The 18,580-nt window shown below is 66.4% G+C and carries 13 protein-coding genes; 7 read left to right on the top strand and 6 right to left on the bottom strand.

Going from position 1 to position 18,580, the window contains the following annotated elements:
* The first annotated feature begins 71 nt into the window (after positions 1 to 71).
* Positions 72 to 539 carry an SRPBCC family protein gene (locus AB0C34_RS14790; protein WP_357071849.1) on the top strand — a complete coding sequence of 156 codons (468 nt, stop codon included), beginning with the start codon at positions 72 to 74 and terminating at the stop codon, positions 537 to 539.
* Between the two features lie 156 nt (positions 540 to 695).
* Positions 696 to 3,125, top strand: a complete 2,430-nt coding sequence (locus tag AB0C34_RS14795) for an SDR family oxidoreductase (RefSeq protein ID WP_357071852.1) — start codon at positions 696 to 698, stop codon at positions 3,123 to 3,125.
* Positions 3,126 to 3,389: 264 nt separating this feature from the next.
* Here the strand turns inward: AB0C34_RS14795 and AB0C34_RS14800 are convergent, their stop codons facing one another.
* Entirely contained in the window at positions 3,390 to 4,100 is a 711-nt protein-coding gene (locus AB0C34_RS14800; protein WP_357071855.1) for an SDR family oxidoreductase, read from the bottom strand.
* A gap of 112 nt (positions 4,101 to 4,212) precedes the next feature.
* Here AB0C34_RS14800 and AB0C34_RS14805 point away from each other — a divergent pair, with 112 nt between their 5' ends.
* The 3 genes from AB0C34_RS14805 to AB0C34_RS14815 all read left to right on the top strand — a co-directional run bounded on the left by AB0C34_RS14805 (position 4,213) and on the right by AB0C34_RS14815 (position 6,794).
* On the top strand, positions 4,213 to 5,076 hold the full coding sequence (locus tag AB0C34_RS14805; RefSeq protein ID WP_357071858.1) for a LysR family transcriptional regulator: 864 nt from the start codon (positions 4,213 to 4,215) through the stop codon (positions 5,074 to 5,076).
* 265 nt (positions 5,077 to 5,341) lie between these two features.
* On the top strand, positions 5,342 to 6,103 hold the full coding sequence (locus AB0C34_RS14810; RefSeq protein WP_357071861.1) for an alpha/beta hydrolase: 762 nt from the start codon (positions 5,342 to 5,344) through the stop codon (positions 6,101 to 6,103).
* 70 nt (positions 6,104 to 6,173) lie between these two features.
* Positions 6,174 to 6,794 carry a hypothetical protein gene (locus tag AB0C34_RS14815; RefSeq protein ID WP_357071864.1) on the top strand — a complete coding sequence of 207 codons (621 nt, stop codon included), beginning with the start codon at positions 6,174 to 6,176 and terminating at the stop codon, positions 6,792 to 6,794.
* Positions 6,795 to 7,087: 293 nt separating this feature from the next.
* Here the strand turns inward: AB0C34_RS14815 and AB0C34_RS14820 are convergent, their stop codons facing one another.
* Positions 7,088 to 7,744 (bottom strand): SDR family oxidoreductase, encoded by a 657-nt coding sequence (locus tag AB0C34_RS14820; protein ID WP_357071867.1) that lies wholly within the window; start codon positions 7,742 to 7,744, stop codon positions 7,088 to 7,090.
* 29 nt (positions 7,745 to 7,773) lie between these two features.
* On the opposite strand from AB0C34_RS14820, the gene AB0C34_RS14825 reads away from it, so the two are divergent.
* Together AB0C34_RS14825 and AB0C34_RS14830 are read left to right on the top strand one after the other, a co-directional pair.
* The gene (locus AB0C34_RS14825; protein ID WP_357071869.1) at positions 7,774 to 7,989 is read left to right on the top strand and encodes a hypothetical protein; all 216 of its coding nucleotides are present in this window, start codon (positions 7,774 to 7,776) and stop codon (positions 7,987 to 7,989) included.
* Between the two features lie 239 nt (positions 7,990 to 8,228).
* On the top strand, positions 8,229 to 8,858 hold the full coding sequence (locus AB0C34_RS14830) for a hypothetical protein (RefSeq protein WP_357071872.1): 630 nt from the start codon (positions 8,229 to 8,231) through the stop codon (positions 8,856 to 8,858).
* Here the strand turns inward: AB0C34_RS14830 and AB0C34_RS14835 are convergent, their stop codons facing one another.
* The 4 genes from AB0C34_RS14835 to AB0C34_RS14850 form a co-directional block, all read right to left on the bottom strand.
* Positions 8,859 to 10,028, bottom strand: coding sequence for an acyl-CoA dehydrogenase family protein (locus tag AB0C34_RS14835; RefSeq protein WP_357071875.1), 1,170 nt, complete (start codon positions 10,026 to 10,028; stop codon positions 8,859 to 8,861).
* Positions 10,029 to 10,179: 151 nt separating this feature from the next.
* On the bottom strand, positions 10,180 to 11,427 hold the full coding sequence (locus AB0C34_RS14840) for a wax ester/triacylglycerol synthase domain-containing protein (protein WP_357071878.1): 1,248 nt from the start codon (positions 11,425 to 11,427) through the stop codon (positions 10,180 to 10,182).
* Between the two features lie 34 nt (positions 11,428 to 11,461).
* On the bottom strand, positions 11,462 to 11,728 hold the full coding sequence (locus AB0C34_RS14845; protein WP_357071881.1) for an acyl carrier protein: 267 nt from the start codon (positions 11,726 to 11,728) through the stop codon (positions 11,462 to 11,464).
* 72 nt (positions 11,729 to 11,800) lie between these two features.
* On the bottom strand, positions 11,801 to 18,451 hold the full coding sequence (locus AB0C34_RS14850; protein WP_357071884.1) for an SDR family NAD(P)-dependent oxidoreductase: 6,651 nt from the start codon (positions 18,449 to 18,451) through the stop codon (positions 11,801 to 11,803).
* Between the last annotated feature and the right edge of the window lie 129 nt (positions 18,452 to 18,580).

An 18,580-nucleotide genomic window follows, 5' to 3' on the forward strand; every position in this document is an offset into this window, starting at 1 on the left:
CATGAAGATGAGTAAGCGAAGTCTTCGAGAAGAGCAGAGCGTGGACATCTCCGGAAAACGGCGGTCTGTCCGTGGCTCATAAGACTTTCCATCAAGCCGTGTCGATCGCGGCTCCAGCGAAGACGGTGCGCGAAAGACTCATTCGGCTGATGACCGATATGCTCGCACTCGACCCGCTGGCGGTCTCGGCCACAAGCATCCTGAAGGAGACGACGACCGACGGCGCCTCGGTGGAACATTTTCTGGTACGCGACCGAATGATGTTCGGTCCGTTGCCGATCACATTCACCTACCGTAGCCGGGTGTCACTCGACGTCGATGGCGTGATCGAATACGACACTCGTGTCCCACCGGGCATCCGCCTGCGCACGACACTGTGGTGCGAGCCCGAGGGTACGGGTGTGATGGTGCGGGAGCGGATCGACGTCACTGCAGCCCGCGTGCTCATGAAAACGGTTCATACGGGGGTCGTCTCGGCTCAGACGGCAGTGTTGGCGAACCTCAAGGAGTTGATGGAGCGGACTTCACCCGGTACCTGAGTGGCGCGACTTCTCGCCCCCAAAGAGGCCGTCCCACATCGTCGCCGAGCTAGGCCTTGTCACCGTCCGCCGCCAGTACCCCGGTGCCATAGGAATTGCGCTTAGGTGATCATATTTCTTGATCTTGTCAAGAGACTACCAACTGAAGGAGCGTTCATGGCTGGGCCGCGGAGCCACCTGGTGACCGGTGGCACGGGCTTCGTTGGTCGCGCACTCATCCTCGAACTGCTCGCTCGTACAGACGCCGACGTCATGTGTCTTGTCCGACCGACGGATTCGTCGGACACCGAGCACAGCGACGAGCGCCTCCACGAGGCCCTCATGGAGGCCGCCGTCGCGTACAGATTCGACGAGTCGCTCGGCGCCGACATCGCCCGCCGCTGCCGAGCCGTCCCCGGCGACCTCGACGGCGCACTCGACGACCTCGCGACCACGCTTGCCGGGCAGGTGGACCAGATCTGGCATTGCGGCGCCTCCCTCCGCTACCGCGAACGGGACCGGGAGATCGCGGAACGTACCAATGTCGACGGAACCGAACGGATGCTGCGGTTCGCGGGGGCCGTCGGCGCGAGCGCGTTCCACTACCTCAGTACCGCCTACGTTGTGGGGGTTGCCGACGGCCGCCTGCTCGAGCACCCGGTCCACGCCGGCACATCGAACAACGTGTACGAGGAGACCAAGGTTCGCGCCGAGAAACTGGTGCTGACACAGGCGCCCGCCGGGTTGCGGGTCACGATCCTGCGGCCCAGTGTGGTGGTCGGGCACAGCGTGACGTCGGCCGTCAGCGGCAGCCTGACCGGCATCTACGGTTTGGGTTACCACCTCGGGTCGTACGCGACCGACGAACGGCCCAGCGGCCCGGTCCGGATCGCCCTCGACCCTGACGACACACTGGACGTGGTGCCGATCGACCGGGTCGCCCGCGAGGCGGTCGGCTGCGGGCTGCGCGGAACGGACCAGTCGGTGTACCACCTCACGGGCGGGCGTCCGGTCGGCGTCGGCGCGCTGCTCACCGCGTGGTGCCGGGCGGTCGACCTGCCCGACCCGACGTTCGTGAGTGACCCAGCGCAGCTGCGGGATCCGGAGCGGGAGCTCGACCAGCGGCTCAGCTTCTACGCGACGTACCTGCGCGGCGACCGGCGCTTCGTACGTGCCAACACCGACGCGATCATGGGTTGCGCGCCTCCCGAGGGCGTCGACGACGCGACGCTCGGCGATCTCTGCGCCTGGTACGCCGCATCGAGCCGCAGCGGCACGGCAGAGTCCGCGTCCCGCACGAACCGCGAACCCGAACCTCGGGGCGCGCCGGCCGACGGCTCCTCCCCGGGGGTGACCCGGATCGTCCTGGTCGGCGGCGGGTACACCAGTCTGCTGGCCTACCGTGCGCTGCGTTGGCGGGTACGCCGTGCGATGGCCGGTGGCAGCGTCCGGATCTCGATCATCGCCCCCGGCGGCGCGCACCATTTCCACGGCTGGACGGGGGAATTGCTCACCGGTGTCCTCGACCTGGCGAACCAGCGCACCTTCTTCACCGACGTCTGGCCCGACGCCGAGGTGATCGACGGCGTCGTCACGATGGTCGATCTACCCGGCCGCACGGTGACCGTGCGGGCGAGTGACGCAGTGACCGGTGCCGGGACGGATCGCACGACGGTCCTGCACTACGACCACCTCGTTCTCGGCCCGGGTTCGGCCGATGGCGACATGGTGCCAGGGCTCGGCGAGAACGCGCTGTCGCCCAAAAAGCCCGTCGACCTGGCGAAGCTGCACCAACGGCTTCAGGCCCTCGCCGAGGACCCGGACGCGGCCGCGAGCACGGTCGTAGTCGTCGGTGGCGGCCTGGCCGGTGTGGAGATGTGCGCCGCCGTCGCCGAGTGGTTCGTTCGCGCCGGCGTCCGGCCTTCTCCCCGCATCGTGCTGGTCCACTCCGGCGCCGAGCTGCTGCCGGAGTTGCGACCTCGGTTCCGCCGCCTTGCGCGCTATGCCCACGACCGCCTGGTCGAGTACGGCGTGGACATCCGGACCGGCACGCGCGTCGACAAGGTGATCCAGCACAAGGTGGTTCTCGCCGACGGCACCGTGCTCGCGGCCGATCTCGTCATCGCCGCGCTCGGGCAGCGCCCGGTGCGGATTCCGGGAACGGAACAACTCGAACGTGACGCTGACGGACGCATTCGCACCGACGGCCAGCTGCGCGTGCCAGGGCAGGCCGGAGTGTGGGCCGGCGGCGACGCCGCCGCGGTGCCGCATTTGGTCACCGGTGACACGTGCCCGCCCAACGCCCTGTGGGCGATCAAGCACGGCAGCTTCATCGGACGTAACGTCGCTCGCGACCTGCGCGGCCGGCGGCCACTGCGTTTCAGCTACCTCGGGCTCGGCCGCGCCGGCAGCCTCGGCGTGGGCAAGGGTGTGCTGCATCTGTACGGCATCCAGTTCACCGGCCGGCTGGCCTGGGTGCTGCGGGCGTCGCTGTTCGTGCGCTTCATGCCGTCACGGCGCCGCGCCGTAGGCACCACCCGGGAGCTCATCGCGCTGCTGGGTCCAGCACGCAGGAGTAAGGGCGCGAGTGCACAACGGCACGACTGATTACTGTCGACTGCTCTGCCCGCACGACTGACCTGCGACCCGACGCGGTGATCGCCCGTCGATCAGTGCCTGAGCGAAGAGCGATCCAGGTCGCCCACGTCAGCGACATCGTCACCCTCCGTGCGGCGGGGTCAACGGTGGCCCCGGTTGAGCAGCCACCCGTCGCGGTCATACCCCGACGTGACGGTGGCCCGCCGATCGGGGAACATTTCGCCGACCGCGGCGAGCGTCGGCAGCAGGGCGTGCCAGTAAGGATCGCCCCATCTATGCGGGGATGCTTCCGCCGCCGTCGGCCCGGATGATCTGGCCGGTGATATAGCCGGCGTCCTCGTCGAGCAGCGCGCAGATCGCGTGTGCGATCTCCCGCGGCGTTCCGACGCGATTCAGCGGAATCCTCGCCAGAAGGCGCGCTTCCCGCTCAGACCCGATCGGGCTGCGCTCGCGGTACATCTCGGTCTCGGTGGGCCCGGGCGCGACCGCGTTCACCGTGATGCCGGTCGACGCCAACTCGTTGGCCCAGATCCGGGTGCAGGCTTCCAATGCCGCCTTGGCCGCCGCATACGGCGTACGTTCTGGGGTGCCGAGCGTGGTCAAGCTGGTGACGTTGACGATCCGGCCCCAGCCCGCGGCGAGCATTCCGGGCAGTGCGGCCTGGACGACCTGCACCGCGGTGCGCACGTTGAGGTCGTAGGTGTCGAACAGCTGGTCCAGTTCGATCGATCCGATCCGGGCGAACCGTGCGTAGCCGGCGTTGTTGACTACCGCGTCGATCGGCTTGGCGGCGACGATCCGCTCCAACACTTCAGCGGTGGCCGCCCGGTCGGCCAGGTCCACCGCGTAGAACTCGCCCGGGAAGTCCGCTGGCGTGGTTCGCGCGAGCCCCACCGGCAGACTTCCTGCCGCGGCCAGTCGGTCAGCGACGGCACGCCCGATGCCTCTCGATGCCCCTGTGATCAATATTCGTCGTGGCGACATGATGACCCTCTCGTTGAATGGTTTGCCATCACACTCAACAATTTGGAGGGGACTAAATCGCATAACGCACTTGATATATAGGTATGCAGTCGAACGCATATCCGGAGGGCCTATGTCGACCCTGTTGCAGTTGAAGTCTTTCGTGACCGTCGTCGACGAGGGCAGTTTCACCGCGGCGAGCCGACGCCTCGGTCTGTCACAACCTGCGGTCAGCCGCGCCGTCGCCACGCTCGAGAAAGAGTTCGGCTTGCCGCTGCTCGTCCGCAGCCGCGCCGGCGTCTCACTGACTGGAGCGGGCGCTCTGGCGCTGGGCCATGCGCGGGAGGCGGTGCGGCACCTGACGTCGATGAGCGCGAAAGTCACGGCACTGAAGGGTGAGCTCACGGGGACACTGACCTTGGCGAGCCTGCCGAGCGTTACGGGAACTCTCGTCGCTCCGCAACTGCGGACCTTCTCCGAGCGCTATCCGGCCGTCACGATCCGACTGTTCGAGGGCAGCGAGGAGGAGGTCAGGGACTGGTTGGATCGGGGTGCCGCCGAGGCCGGTGTGGTCAGCCTGCCCATCAAGGGACTCGACACCGCGGTGCTCGGAGAGCAGGACATGGTCGCGGTGATGCCTTCGACCAACCGGCTGGCCGGCCGCAAAGATGTGAGCTACGCGGAGTTGGCGCGAGAGCCGTTCATCCGCTCCACCGGTGGCTGCGCCGAGGTGTTCACCCCGGTCGCACGCCGGGTCGGCGTCGACTTCGACGTCGATTTCGAAGCCCGCGACATGTCTGCGGTGCTCGAGATCGTCAGGGCGGGACTCGGCGTCAGCATCCTTCCAAGTGCCGGCCTGCCCGGCCTGCCCGACGGCGTGGTGATTCGGCCGCTCGTCCCGAAGACCGTGCGGCGCTTGGGCATCGCCGTGTCCGCCAGCGCGTCCACGGCAACCCGCGCGTTCCTCGAGCAGATCCTCGCGCTCGATATGCACTGAGTCGGGCCTCAACGCGCACATTTGCCGCTCTCCCCGCCGCGCTGCCAGCACCACGGGCACCTGACCCGGATCCCCTTGTCGTTCGCTATGGAAGAAGGTCGAGCAACATCGTCGCGACATCCGTGGGTCGGGCCGCGGCGAACACCGGTGGCGGGTGAATCGCCGCCCAGTGGAGGATGGGGCCGATGGACATACGGTCGCTGCTGAGCCTGCCCGCACTGCGGTGCGCTCGACCTGGCGACCCGCTTTTTGTGGAGGTAACAACGTGGCCACTCCTACACGACAGCCCGACCGCGCCGGCGAGAGACGGACGCCCTACGGCAGCGATCCGAGCCAGTTCGGCGAGCTCTACCTGCCCAGCGGCACCCCGCGCGGGGTCGTGGTCGTCATCCATGGAGGCTTCTGGCGCTCGCAGTACGACCACACGCTGGGCTCGCCGCTCGCGGCATCGCTGTCCGAGCAGGGCTGGGCGGCATGGAATCTCGAGTACCGCCGCGTGGGCAACGGAGGTGGCAACCCGGCGACGTTCGACGACATCGCTGCCGGCATCGACAAGATCGCCGACCTCGGCCTCGACACAACCTCGACCGTGGTGACGCTCGGGCACTCGGCGGGCGGGCACCTCGCTACGTGGGCGGCGTCGCGGGGGCGCTTCGACTCCTGGCAGCCGGACCGGGTGAAGGTGAGCCACGTCGTCTCGCAGGCCGGGGTGCTCGACCTGCGCCAGGCGTACGTCGACCAGCTCGGCGGCGGCGCCGTCGAGAACTTCCTCGGTCACCCGCCGACCGACGCCGACGATCCGCTCGACTCGATCCGCCAGGTGCCGCTCGACATCCCGGTCTGGTGCATCCACGCGACGGCCGACACCAACGTGCCGATCTCGCAGTCGCAGGCCTACGTCGACGCCATGACCAAGGCCGGTGCGACCGCCGAACTGCACGCCGTGCCGGGCGACCACTTCGTGCTGATCGATCCGTCGAGCAGCGCCTGGGCCGACACGCTGGCCCACCTCGACACGCTCGGCTGACCCGTCAGGTCTCGATGCCGACCGTTCGGCTGCATATCCCCGCCGTTGGCCTGCTGAGAGCATTCTCTCGATGGGAACAGACATTGACGGTGTCATCGAGAGCCGTTCGGCCGACGGGTATTGGACGATAGAGGTCGACCTGCTCGACGTGCAGCTCGGGCGGGACTACAACGCGTGGGGCTGTCTTTTCGACGTCCGTGGCATTGAGGAGTTGCGTCCGATCTTCGCCAACAGAGGGTTGCCGAACGACGTATCGGATTCGGTGCGGGAGTGTTGCACTGACCCCGACAACGACTACCAGCACAACCATACGTACGCAACGTGGGCTGAAGTCGCTGCGATCGACTGGGATGCGCCGCTGGCCGACGGGCCCGCCTTTTACTATGCAGGCGAGTGGCGGTCAGACAAGAAGGGCGAACTTGTCTTGTCCGACATTGCATGGGCGGCTTCGGGCGATCTGATCGAGGCGGCGACCGAGCTCTTCGGCGGGGATCGGCTCCTCGCACCATCGGAGTGGCCGCCGGGTGGTGAGGTGTGTCTGGACGGCGCGGTGTACCGGCCCGTGGTCGTGACTGCGCGGATGTTCGCTCCTCCGGACGACGAACGCTGGGCCCGACTGTGGACGGCGATGCGGGATCTCGCTGCCGAGCATGGGGATGAAAACGTTCGCCTGGTCGTCTGGTTCGGCTGAGTGCTCGTGCAGAGTCGATCATGCAATCCGGAAACTGGCGGCGGCGTCCGGCAAAGTTCTCGAGCCCGAGATCGTTCACGAGACACGGTGTGCCGCACAGAATTTCCGCAGGTCACATTCCACCGAATCCGTCATGCTTGCCGTGTGCGCGCCGATGCCGACATGTCGGAGGTTCGCAATACACCCCTGGGCCATGTGAATCGGCTACGGGGCGGATCGTCATTCGCGATCAGCATCCCAATAGCGCGACGCGCTCACCGCGGCCTGGTACGAGCAGATCGCCATCGACGGCATCAGAGACCGAAACCGCCGGAGACCTCGATGTCCTGTGCGGTGATCCGCCGGCCTTCCTCGGACACCAACGCCGCGATCGCCAGTGCTACATCCGCGGGCTCGCCGAGCCGGCCGAGGGCAGTGTTGGCCACGAGCGGCGGGATGACTTCGGGGAATCGGTCGAAGGCGTTGTCGGACAGCCGTGTCCGTGTGGCTCCCGGTGCGACCGAGTTCGCTCGAATGCCCCGCTTCGCCAGTTCCTTGGCCATATGGCGGGTCAGCACGAGCAGTCCACCCTTCATCGACCCGTAGACCGAATAGCCCGGCTCCACACTGGTCGGCAGCGCTGCGCCGCTGGTGATATTGACGATCGCGCCGCCGTCGGCCAGCAAGGGCAGCAAGGTCTGGGTGAGAAAGTACGGACCTTTGAGGTGTATCCGCATCAACCGATCGAACATCTCCTCGGGGGTGTCCTCGAACGGCATCGCCGCACCGATGCCCGCGTTGTTGATCAGGATGTCGAATGTCTCCTGCTGCCACTTGTCCTTCAACACTTGGGCGACGTCGTCCCGGAATCGGAATACGGGGAACGTCTCGGTGCGGCTGACGTCCAGCGGGAGCGCGACCGCCTGCCCACCGCCGTTCTCGATCAGCGCAACGGTGTCGAGCGCACCCACTGTATGTCGACTGCGACACGCAGGACGAGGTGGAGACCGTGTGGGCAGGACTCACCAGTGGCGGACAGGAGGGGCCAGGTGGTTCACTGACCGACCGCTTCGGGGTGAGCTGGCAAGTCATTCCGACGGCGCTGAGCAATCTGTTGAGCGGCGCCGAACCGGACACAGCTGAACGAATCCTGACCGCGCTGCACGCGATGACGAAGATCGATATACAAGGCTTGATCGACGCGCGTGTCCGTTGAGCCCATCGCCGTCGCTCGACCAGCTGAGAATCAGACCCAATTCGAGTGTGCTGCGCGGGTTCACGGTTGCCCGGCGCTCCGAGCGCGCCAGGATCGTTTCGAGGTCGCCGCACGGAGCGCCGCCGGCCGGATAACGGTGGGCGAGGCAGCCGACCACCAGAGCGGATAAGGCGGCGACCTCACCAACCCAGCGATCTGCTCCACCACCTGGGCCTTTCTCAACCGGCCCGAGGCGGTGTATGTCGGCGGGACACCATCTGACGCTCCCGTATCGCATCGCCGCCCCGGTGCCCCAAAGGCAGTACAACACCGAGCAACGGCAAATCATCGTCGCCGCGATCACGGAGCTGGTGCTCGACGCCGAACTGGGCGCTTACCTCCGCGACCCGAGCCGCGTATGGGTGTTCACCCCGGAAATCCGCGCCGGCACCTGGGGCGAGGTTGGGTGCGTGTTCACTCACGCCGAAATCGTCGGGCTCGAGGACCAACTTCGCGGGCGAGCGCACGCGGAGAAGGTCTTCGCTGAGCGCCGTGGCGAACTCGCTTGCCCCCCGAGATACTCACCGCGATTGTTGGCCAACAGCACCCACCAACCCTCCTACGGCAACGATGATCACACCGCTCACCTGCAACAGATCTTCACCCGCTGCTTCGGCGAAACGTCCACCGATACCCGATTCGCAATGGCGCCGGCGCCAATGCCGCACCAGCCGATCGTTCGGTGCCGGGGACCCCTATTCGATCGACCAGGTCATCGTTGCCGTTTCGACGACGATCCGCATCCTCGACGAGAGGGGAGAAGTTTGGCCCCGGTGCTGGCGTTCCTATGCTCCAACCCACTGGTCGTATTCGACAACCTCCATGGGTAGCTACTCCTTCCTTGGCTCAGGCTCGCCGAACAGCGCATCGTATTCATTGAAATCCGGCTTCATTCCCGCGGCGACTACTTCCCATAGCACTTCGTCGGTGCCGCTGCCTATCCGGGACAATCGCATGTCCTGCCACCATCGGGCAAGCGGAGTTTCCGCCGTCAGATATCCGGCGCCACCGAAGATGTGGAGGCATTCCCCGACAACTTCTTGACCCAGCCGCGCAGCGGTGACTTTCAGGCCGGCAGCCGTGCGTACGTCGATCTGCTCCGATGCCGCCATCCCCTGCAATGCCAGTCGCAGCATGGCGACCTTGGCGTGCAGTTCTGCCACCCGCAGGCGCAGTGCCTGGTGGCCGAACAAGGGTTTGCCGAACTGTTCACGTCGCATCATCCGCGCGACAGTGAGGCCGAGAACTCGGTCGCATGCGCCCGAAACTTGAGCCGCGATCGACAGACGCTCGTGTGTCAATCCCCATGTTATCGCGGCCAATCCGATGCCAGGACGACCCAAAAGTGCCTCAGCGGGCAACCACGTATCGAACTCGATCGGGGCCGTGTCCAATGAGTTCGCCCCCAACTTGTCATATGGTTTACCCACCGACGCCGACGTCAGGGGCAGTGCGAATAAGCCGAGGTTCCCCGGGCGATGGTCGCTTCCATTCTCTACACATTGCGCGAGCACCAACGCGAAGTCCGCGACGCTGGACAGCGATACGAACGATTTCGCCCCGGTCAGCACATATCCGCCACCGTCGCGGATGGCGGTCGTCCGTACAGCTTGCAGATCCGAGCCGCCCGTCTCCTCCGATGCGCCGATGCAGAGCACCGCAGTGCCTGCCGTCGCGTCGGCGCAGAGCGAGCGGAGATGATCCGAACTGGCAAATCGGTAAAGTATTGCGAGCGCTGAATCGTGCAGACTCACCCCCATGCCGACGCCGCCCGAGCATTCCGCACCGAGTGCAGCGTACAACCCGACGAGTTTGGCGAGTTGAAACCGATGCCCTCCCGCCCATTTATCGGTGAAGACCCCGGCAGCGCCGAGCCGGGCAAGAACTTCTCGTGGAAAAACGCCCTGTCGCTCTGCCTCCGCCACCGTCTCACGAAATCTGTCATCGAGCACGGACTCAACTGCGGCACAGAAATTCTCGACCGAGCTACCATTCGTCATCGCGCTATTCGGCACGAGGGGCCTCCTATGGTTGTCCGATGCGAACCAAACACGCCGGACTGTCCGACGGGAACCGAATCAGGGATGCCTCGAAGCCCCCTGCCAGCTTGCGACCTGGGCGAGATCAGAATTTCTGGTCATCGCCCCCACGTCACACCTGGCCCACGATCAGGTCGCGCAAGTGCTTGGCGAACAGACCGACATCGGGTAACGCGGCGGGGTCCGCCATCATCCCGATCGTGACCTGATCGCGCAGGATCAGGGCGGTCACCGCGAGCTCACGACCCAGCATCGGGTGGAAGCCGACGACATTCGTCACCTCTCGCCCCAGCAACCGGTTGTCCGGGCTGAACGCAGGATTGACGCCCACTGCCAAGTCCCAGCTGTCGGCTGCCATCAGCTGGGTCATCAACACCTGGGCGCGCCACGGCAGATAGCTCAATCCGTGTGAGGTCTTGGGGGCGTCCATGGCTTGGCGCGACGGATCCGAACTGCGCAGTGCCGTCTGGATGCTGTGGACTCGCTTCGACAATGAATCCGCTGCGTCGGATAGTTCGAGGATCGCCAGCGACGCGGCATTCCCCGTGTGTGCCATCGTCTGGTCCAGCGATACCGGAAACATTATGCGTAGCGGTCGGTCGGCGTGTTCCGGGAAAGCCCGGGCGAACGCGAGCCCGGCCGCGGCATACACATACTCTTGCGTCGAGGCGCCTAGCTTCAGTCGGTTCTGCCGCACCGTTTCGGTGGGGACCGCGATCTCGGCTACCCGACGCACGGCCCGGTCCCCCACCGGGCGTATGCGTTTCGGGCGCCAACCTTGACGCCGGACCAGTCGGGAACTGCGCGCCCCGGCCGCCAGTGCCGCGACCACACCGACCGGACCGACTGTGAATCGCGGCGTGCCGACAAAGCGCTGGTACTCAGCGGTGCTTCCGGAGACGGTATCGATGACCATTGCGACGAAGCCGGGCGCGCCGAGCCCGTCCGACAACGCATGATGCACGCGCAACAGCAAGGCCTGAGATTTGGTGTCCTGCTGGTGGACAAGCGTGAAGTCCCAAGGCGGAGCATCACGCCGCATTCGGCTACCCATGAGTTCCTCCACCTGCCGGAGCATCCCGAATCGGTCCGCGACATGATGCTCTTTCGCATGCTCGGTCGGGTCTATCGAGGTTGCGACAGTGAAACGGGGTTTGCGTCGTGGATGTGTCGGCAGCACCAATCGGTACAGATCGCTCTCGCCGAACCGCTGTGCGATCCGCGCCCGTAGATCGCCGATCCGGACGGGCTCGCCCTCGGGGGACAATTCCAGCACAAGAACCCAATTCATCGGATGTGCGGGAACATCCAGGCGCAAGTGGTGGCTGTCGAGGCTGCTCAATTCGATTTCGGCGGGCATGACAGTCGTACTCCTCTGGTCCGAGCGGAGACTGTTACGCATCCGCTGATGTGCCCGGACCGCCTGCAAGCGCGACCCGAACCAAAGCGTCGACTTCGCCTATCGTGCGGCACTCCATCAGTAGTTGTCCGGTCACCTGCGGTCCCGTGTGGTCCTCGATGGCGACCAGCGCGATCGCGAATGCCACCGAATCCATGCCGAGATCTTCGATCAAACGATCGTCGGGACTGATGTTCTCCACACTGAGGGCGAGATCTTTTTGGAGGACACCGCGTAGCTCGTCGCTCAACCAGCTCGACATGCTGTTGAACTCCTTTCGGCAATTGATGGCGAATCTGAAAAATTTGTTCGTGTCGGCTGGTCACCGGCCGCCCTACTGGGGAGAATCGGCAGCCGGACGTCGTAGGAGTTCCTTGCTTACTCGGCGTGCGAGGCCAGCGGGATCGGGATTGTCGAAGAGCGCCTCGGTGCGCAGGTGCAGGCCGGTCAGTCGATTCACCCGGTTGCGGAGCTCCACGGTGGTGAGTGAGTCGAATCCGAGGTCCTGGAAGGTCTCGTCTGCGGCGATCGAGTGGCCGGCGGAGTAGCCGAGGACGTCGGCTGCCTGCGTGAGAACCAGTTCGAGTACGAGACGGTCCCGCTCCGGTTCGGTGACTCCGATGAGCTTGTCGGTCCACGAGCCCTTGTTGTGTCGGGCTGGTTCGGTGGTAGCGCCGTTCCTGCCTTCGCGCCCAGGAACAAGGTCGCGGAGCATCGGCGGCTGTTCGGCTCGGGAAGCGCGCAGGGCCGACAAATCCCACCGTGCAGCAATCGTCATCGCTCGGGTGCTGCGGCGGGCCGCGTCGAATATCTCGATGCCATCGGCGGTGGACAACGGGACCATTCCGCCACGGGTGACGCGTCGGTGGTCGCTTCGGTCCAGTCCGCTGCTGATCGGCGACGGTGCAGCCCACAGGCCCCATGCGACTGTGCAGGCGGGCAGCCCCGCGGCCTTGCGGTGGTAGGCCAGGGCATCCAGAAATGTGTTGGCCGCAGCGTAATTCGCTTGACCGGCATTGCCGAAGACGCCTGCGGCCGAGGAGAACAGCACGAACTCGGCCAGATCCAGATCGCGGGTCAGTTCGTGCAGGTGAACAGCGCCGTCCAGTTTCGGACGCAGGACACGGTCCAGCCGGTCGGTGTCGAGGGATTCGAGGGTGCCATCGGCCACGATACCTGCCGCGTGCACGACAGATCCCAGGTGAGGAATCGAGGCCAGCAGTGCGGCGACCTCTTCGCGCACCGAGACGTCGCAAGACACAATGCGAACATCTGCTCCCCGCGCAGCCAGTTCGGTCGTGAGTTCTGCGGCCGAATCGGCTGTCGGCGCATTACGGCCGGCCAGCACCAGGCGCCGCGCACCGTGCCGGGTTACCAGGTGCCGTGCGATCTCAGCGCCGAGGGTGCCGGTGCCCCCGGTGATGAGAACAGCGCGTTCCGGATCCGGCCGGACCGGCACGGTAAGGACGACTTTGCCGGTATGTCGCGCATTGCTTACGTAGCGGAGTGCGTCTCCGGCCTGCCGGATGTCCCACGCGCGGACCGGCAGCGGGCAGATGGCCCCGTCATCGATCAGTGCCTGTAGCGCCCGGAACAGGTCGGCGACTCGGTCGAGTTCGAGATCGGCGAGGTCGAACGGCCGGTAGGTGACGCCAGGATGCTCGCCGGTGACCGTGTCGGGGTCACGGAGGTCGGTCTTGCCCATTTCCAGAAAACGCCCGCCTCGTGGCAGCAGGCGCAGCGAGGCATCGGTGAACTCCCTGGACAAGGCGTTGAGCACTACGTCGACTCCGCGTTCGTCCGTTGCCTGCCGGAAGAGTTCTTCGAAGTCGAGCGTGCGCGAGGACGCAATATGCCGATCGTCGAGGCCCTGGCGGCGTAGGGCCACCCACTTGCTTGGGCTCGCGGTGGCGAATGCCTCGGCTCCGAGATGACGGGCCAACTGCACGGCCGCCATGCCAACACCTCCGGCGGCCGAATGGATCAGGATCGACTCGCCCGGTGTGAGATGCGCCAGATCGACCAGGGCGTGATATGCGGTGAGGAACGCAATGGGGAATCCCGCTGCCTGAGCGAACGACCAATCGGTCGGAATGTGGACCAGGCAGCGATGATCGGCGTCGGCATGGGTCGCGAAGGCGTCGTCGAACACGCCCATCACCCGATCGCCGACGGCGAAGGCGGTGACGTCTGGGCCCACTTCGGTCACCACTCCGGCAGCCTCCCGCCCCATGCTCGACACGCCTGGGTAGATGTCCAAGGCGACCAGCACATCGCGGAAGTTGATACCCGCTGCGCGCACGGCGATCCGCACTTGCCCCGGCGTCAGCGGTGCGAGAGGACGGGATACGAGAGTCATCTGGTCGAGGTCGCCCGACTCCTCGAGGTGCAGGTGCCACGATGAGCTGTCGGTGGGTGGCTCGAGTTCCGCGGTTCCGGTGTTCGCGCGCGCCAGCCGCGGCACGTATACGGTGCCGGACCGCGAAGCCGACTGCGTCTGTCCGGACACGATCGCCGCGCTCAGGGCCGCAGGCAGGCCGGCGGCCTGGTCCACGTCCAGCAACAGGATCCGATCGGGGTTCTCGGTCTGTGCGACGCGGACCAGCCCCCAGATCGGTGCGCATGCGAGGTCCGCGACGTGATCGCCCGCGGTGACCGCTACCGCTTCGCGAGTTACCACCGCCAGGCGCGAGTCGGCGAAACTCTCATCAGCGAGCCAGGCGCGAAGCAGATCCAGGACGCGAGCGGTCTCGGCGTGTCCCGCCTGGATCACGCTTGTGCCGTTCCCGTCCGGGACTGCGCAGGGGATCAGCACCACCTCCGGTGCTGGTGCGCCGGGGCCCACTGTGCGAGCGAGGCTGTTCCAGTCGGGCACGGTCAGGACCGAGTACCCACTCGTTTCCAGAGCGGCGGTCCCGCCGATCCGGTCGGTGCCCAGCACAGCGATACTGTGTTTCGCGGAACGTGGTGATGTGTCCAGTGTCGGGGCAGGAACCCAGTCGAGCCGGAACAGGGCCTCCGCCGTGGACTGCGCGGCCAACAGCCGGTGCTTCACACAGGCGCCGACCTCCGAAGCTGGGCACAATGTGGCCTCGGACATGCGCACGGGCCGCAACATGAGCGAGGCGACGTCGATGACCGGCCGGCCGGTCTCGTCGGTCACGTTGAGCGACAACGTTATCGAATCGTTCGCATCGGGACCATCGACCCGGATCCGGGCCCGAAGCGTACCGGGACGCAGGGCGCACCGACTGACGCCACTCCACGAGAACGGCAACCACAATCCAGTCGGGACCGCGAATTGTGTGGTGTGCATCAATGTGTCGAGGGTGGCGTGCAGAAGGGTATCGAGGAGAGCAGGATGGATGCCGAACCCACCGACGGATACCCCTTCGGGTAGACGTGCTTCCACGTAGATGTCGGCATTCGAGCGCCAAGCAGCGCGCAGGCCACGGAATGCGGGACCGTAGACCATTCCCCGCGCGTCGAGCTGCTCATACAGGTCGTCCACGGGGAGCGGGACCGCATCGGGCGGAAGCCACTGCACATTGCCGGCGGGTGGCTCGGCGTCGGAACATAGAACTCCGGTCGCGTGCCGAATCCATGGCTCGGGTTCGGCGGCATTCACTGCTGTTTCCGGCCGCGCGTAGATGGTCAACGGTCGGTCGCCGTCGGCCCCCGGCGCACCGACCTCGACCTGAATCCGAATATCGGTGTCGTCGGGCAGCACCAGCGGTTCCTGCAGGATCAGTTCGTCGAGCCGATTGCAGCCGAGGTGACCGCCGGCATGCAACGCCAACTCCAGCAGAGCTGTTCCCGGGAGAACCGGATTGCCGCGGATGGTGTGGTCGTCGAGCCACGAGTCGTTGCGGCGGGAAAGCCGGCCGTCGAAGACATGTCCGGCGGTGCCGGCAAGCTCGACGGGCGCGGAAAGCCACGGGTGGTCGGCGGCGCCGATCCGTGGGATTGCGCGGCCTGCGGGCCAGTAGCGTTGCCGTTGGAAAGCGTAAGTCGGCAGGTCGACCTTTTTCGGTCGAAGTGCGGCGAAGAGAGTTTCCTGGTGCAGGGGCACGCCGTGGACGTGGGCTCTGGCCAGAGTTGTTGCTGTGGTGCGGGCTTCGGGCCGACCGGGACGCAGGACCGGGCCGAGTTGCCGGGCCTCGGGCAGGCAATCGCGAGCCAGTGCGGTGAGCACTCCGTCCGGGCCGATCTCCAGGTACCCGGTGACGCCGTCGGCGTCCATCCGGAGCAGCGCGTCGTAGCAGCGTACTGTGTCCCGGGCCTGCCGGACCCAGTACTCCGGGGAGCATGCCTGCTCTGCCGTGAGGGGAGCCCCGGTGACTCCCGAGATGATCGGGATCTGCGGCGCGGCGAATGTGACACTTTCGGCCACCTGTCGAAACCGTTCGAGCATGCCGTCCATGTGCGGTGAGTGGAAGGCATGGCCGACCCGCAGTAGCCGGGTTCGGCGCCCCGCCTTCTCCCAATAGGCGGCCTGGTCGACTATGGACGTCGCATCGCCCGAGAGCACGACGGACTGTGACCCATTGACCGCGCCGATGGCCAGGTCGAGGTGGTGCACCGCCAGTGCCTCGGCGGCTTCGCGTTCACTGGCCCCCACCGCCAGCATCGCTCCGCCGGAAGGCATCTCCTGCATCAGCCGGCCCCGTGCGGCGACCAGTGTGCACGCATCCGTCAACGACAACACGCCCGCGACATGTGCGGCGGCGAGTTCGCCGACCGAGTGGCCGAACAGCACGTCCGGTCGAACTCCAGCCACCTCCAGGAGGCGCACGAGTGCCAGTTCACACGCGAACAGCGCCGGTTGGGTGAACTCGGTCCGATCGAGGAGTTCGGCGTCAGCGGACCCCGGGTCGGCGAAGAGGACTTCCAGCAGCGGCCGATCCAGCAGCGGGTCCAAATGGGCGCAGACCGTGTCCAGCGCATCCGCGAAAACGGGGGAATGGTCGTACAGCTCGCGCCCCATGCCCACCCGCTGTGCCCCTTGGCCGGTGAACATGAACGCGGTCCTGGGGTCCGTTGTCGCCGTTCCCTTAACTACGCCCGGCTGCTCGTGACCCTCCGCAATCGCTTCGAGACCACCGAGGTATCCGTCCCGATCGTCCGCGAGCACGACGGCGCGGTGTGCGAAGGCCGTGCGGGTGGTGGCCAGTGCATAAGCGATATCGACCATCGGGAGATTCGGGTGAGATCGCAGGTGGTCGAGGAGCCGGGCCGCCTGCGCGCGCAATGCGGGACCGCTGCGGCCGGACACCACCCACGGCACGGTTCCGGGCTCGGGAGTCGGACTCGGACCGGAGCAGACCGGGCCGTCGGGTGCGGATTCCTCTTCCAGGATCACGTGTGCGTTCGTTCCACTGATTCCGAACGAGGACACCCCGGCGCGGCGCGGGCGTTCGACGCATGGCCACGGCCGTGACTCGGTCAACAGCGATACCCCACCGGCCGACCAGTCCAACTCCGCCGGTCGGTCGACGTGCAGCGTGCTCGGCAGCACGCCGTGGCGCATAGCCTGAACGGCCTTGATGACACCAGCGATCCCAGCCGCTGCCAAAGTGTGGGTGAGGTTCGATTTCACCGAGCCCAGCCACAGCGGCCGCTCGGGCGGGCGCGCGTGACCGTAGGTCGCCATCAGCGCCCGAGCTTCGATCGGGTCGCCCAGTTGGGTACCGGTGCCGTGGGCCTCGACCATGTCGACATCGTGCGGCCCAAGGCCGGCGTCGGCCAGCGCCTGCCGGATCACCCGGCGCTGCGCGGGGCCATGCGGTGCGGTCAGACCATTGCTGCGGCCGTCCTGGTTGATCGCCGATCCGCGAATGACCGCGAGCACCCGATGTCCGTTCCTGCGGGCATCGGCCAGTCGTTCCACCAGCAGTACCGCTGCCCCTTCGCCCCAAGCGGTTCCGTCGGCCGCTGCGGAGAAGGCCTTGCACCTGGCGTCGGGCGCCAAGGCACGTTGTTTGCTGAACTGCACGAAGGGCGTCGGAGTGCAGATCACCGACACGCCGCCAGCCACGGCCAACGAACAGTCACCCGAGCGCAGCGCCTGCCCCGCCAAGTGCAGTGCCACCAGCGAGGACGAGCAGGCGGTGTCCACTGTCAACGCGGGGCCCTCGAATCCGAGCGCATATGCCACGCGTCCCGAGGTGACCGCGAACGAGTCGCCGGCGCCCAGATACGCGCCGTCCTGGCCGGGCTCATGCGGCAGGCTCTCGTACCCGTGGGTGGTCATACCGAGGTACACGCCGGTCTGCGTCGCACGCAGGCTGGTTGGATCGATCCGGGCGTGCTCGATCGCTTCCCACGTCGTTTCCAGCACCAGGCGCTGCTGTGGGTCCATCGCCAGTGCCTCGCGGGGCGAGATGCCGAAGAACGCCGCGTCGAAGCGGTCGGCATCGGCGAGGAACCCGCCGTGGCGCACGTAGCAGGTGCCCGGGCGGTCCGGGTCCGGTTCGAAGAGGCTGCCCAGGTCCCAGCCCCGGTCGCGGGGGAACGGGGACAGGGCCGAGCGTTCTTCGGCGACCAGCCGCCACAGATCGTCGGCGGACGCCACTCCGCCGGGCAGCCGGCAACTCATTCCGACGATGGCGAGTGGCTCGTCGGACGTGACGCGATCCGATGCGGCCGCGGTCGGTCGCGTCGAGTGCGTGGCGGCGGTCAGGATGCTCCGGAGATATTCGGCGAGTGCCCGCGGGGTCGGGTACTCGAAGACAACACTTGCTTCGATGGGTACATCGAGCGCGTCGGACAGGAGGTTGGCCAGCCCTACGCCGGCGATCGATCCGAGACCGGAGTCCCAGAACGCCCGGTCGATCGCGATGGCCTCGGCCGCAATGTTTCCGTGCGCTCGGGCGGCCGCCTCACGAACAAGTTCGACGAGGCGCCGGTCGTCGGCGACAGTGAACCCACCATCTCCCCGCTGCCAACGATCTGGAGCAACGATCGACTCTTCGCTAGAGTTCACAGCACACTTCCTTTGTGGGCCTTTGCATTACAGGTGGGTCGGCATTCGCGGGAAAGTGTTCACATTGCGCTTCGAGGCATGATCGTATCGTGCGTCGAGGCGAAAACACTTGGGATCGAAAGGAATCCG

Source organism: Nocardia sp. NPDC049220, assembly GCF_040647855.1.
GTDB lineage: Bacteria > Actinomycetota > Actinomycetes > Mycobacteriales > Mycobacteriaceae > Nocardia.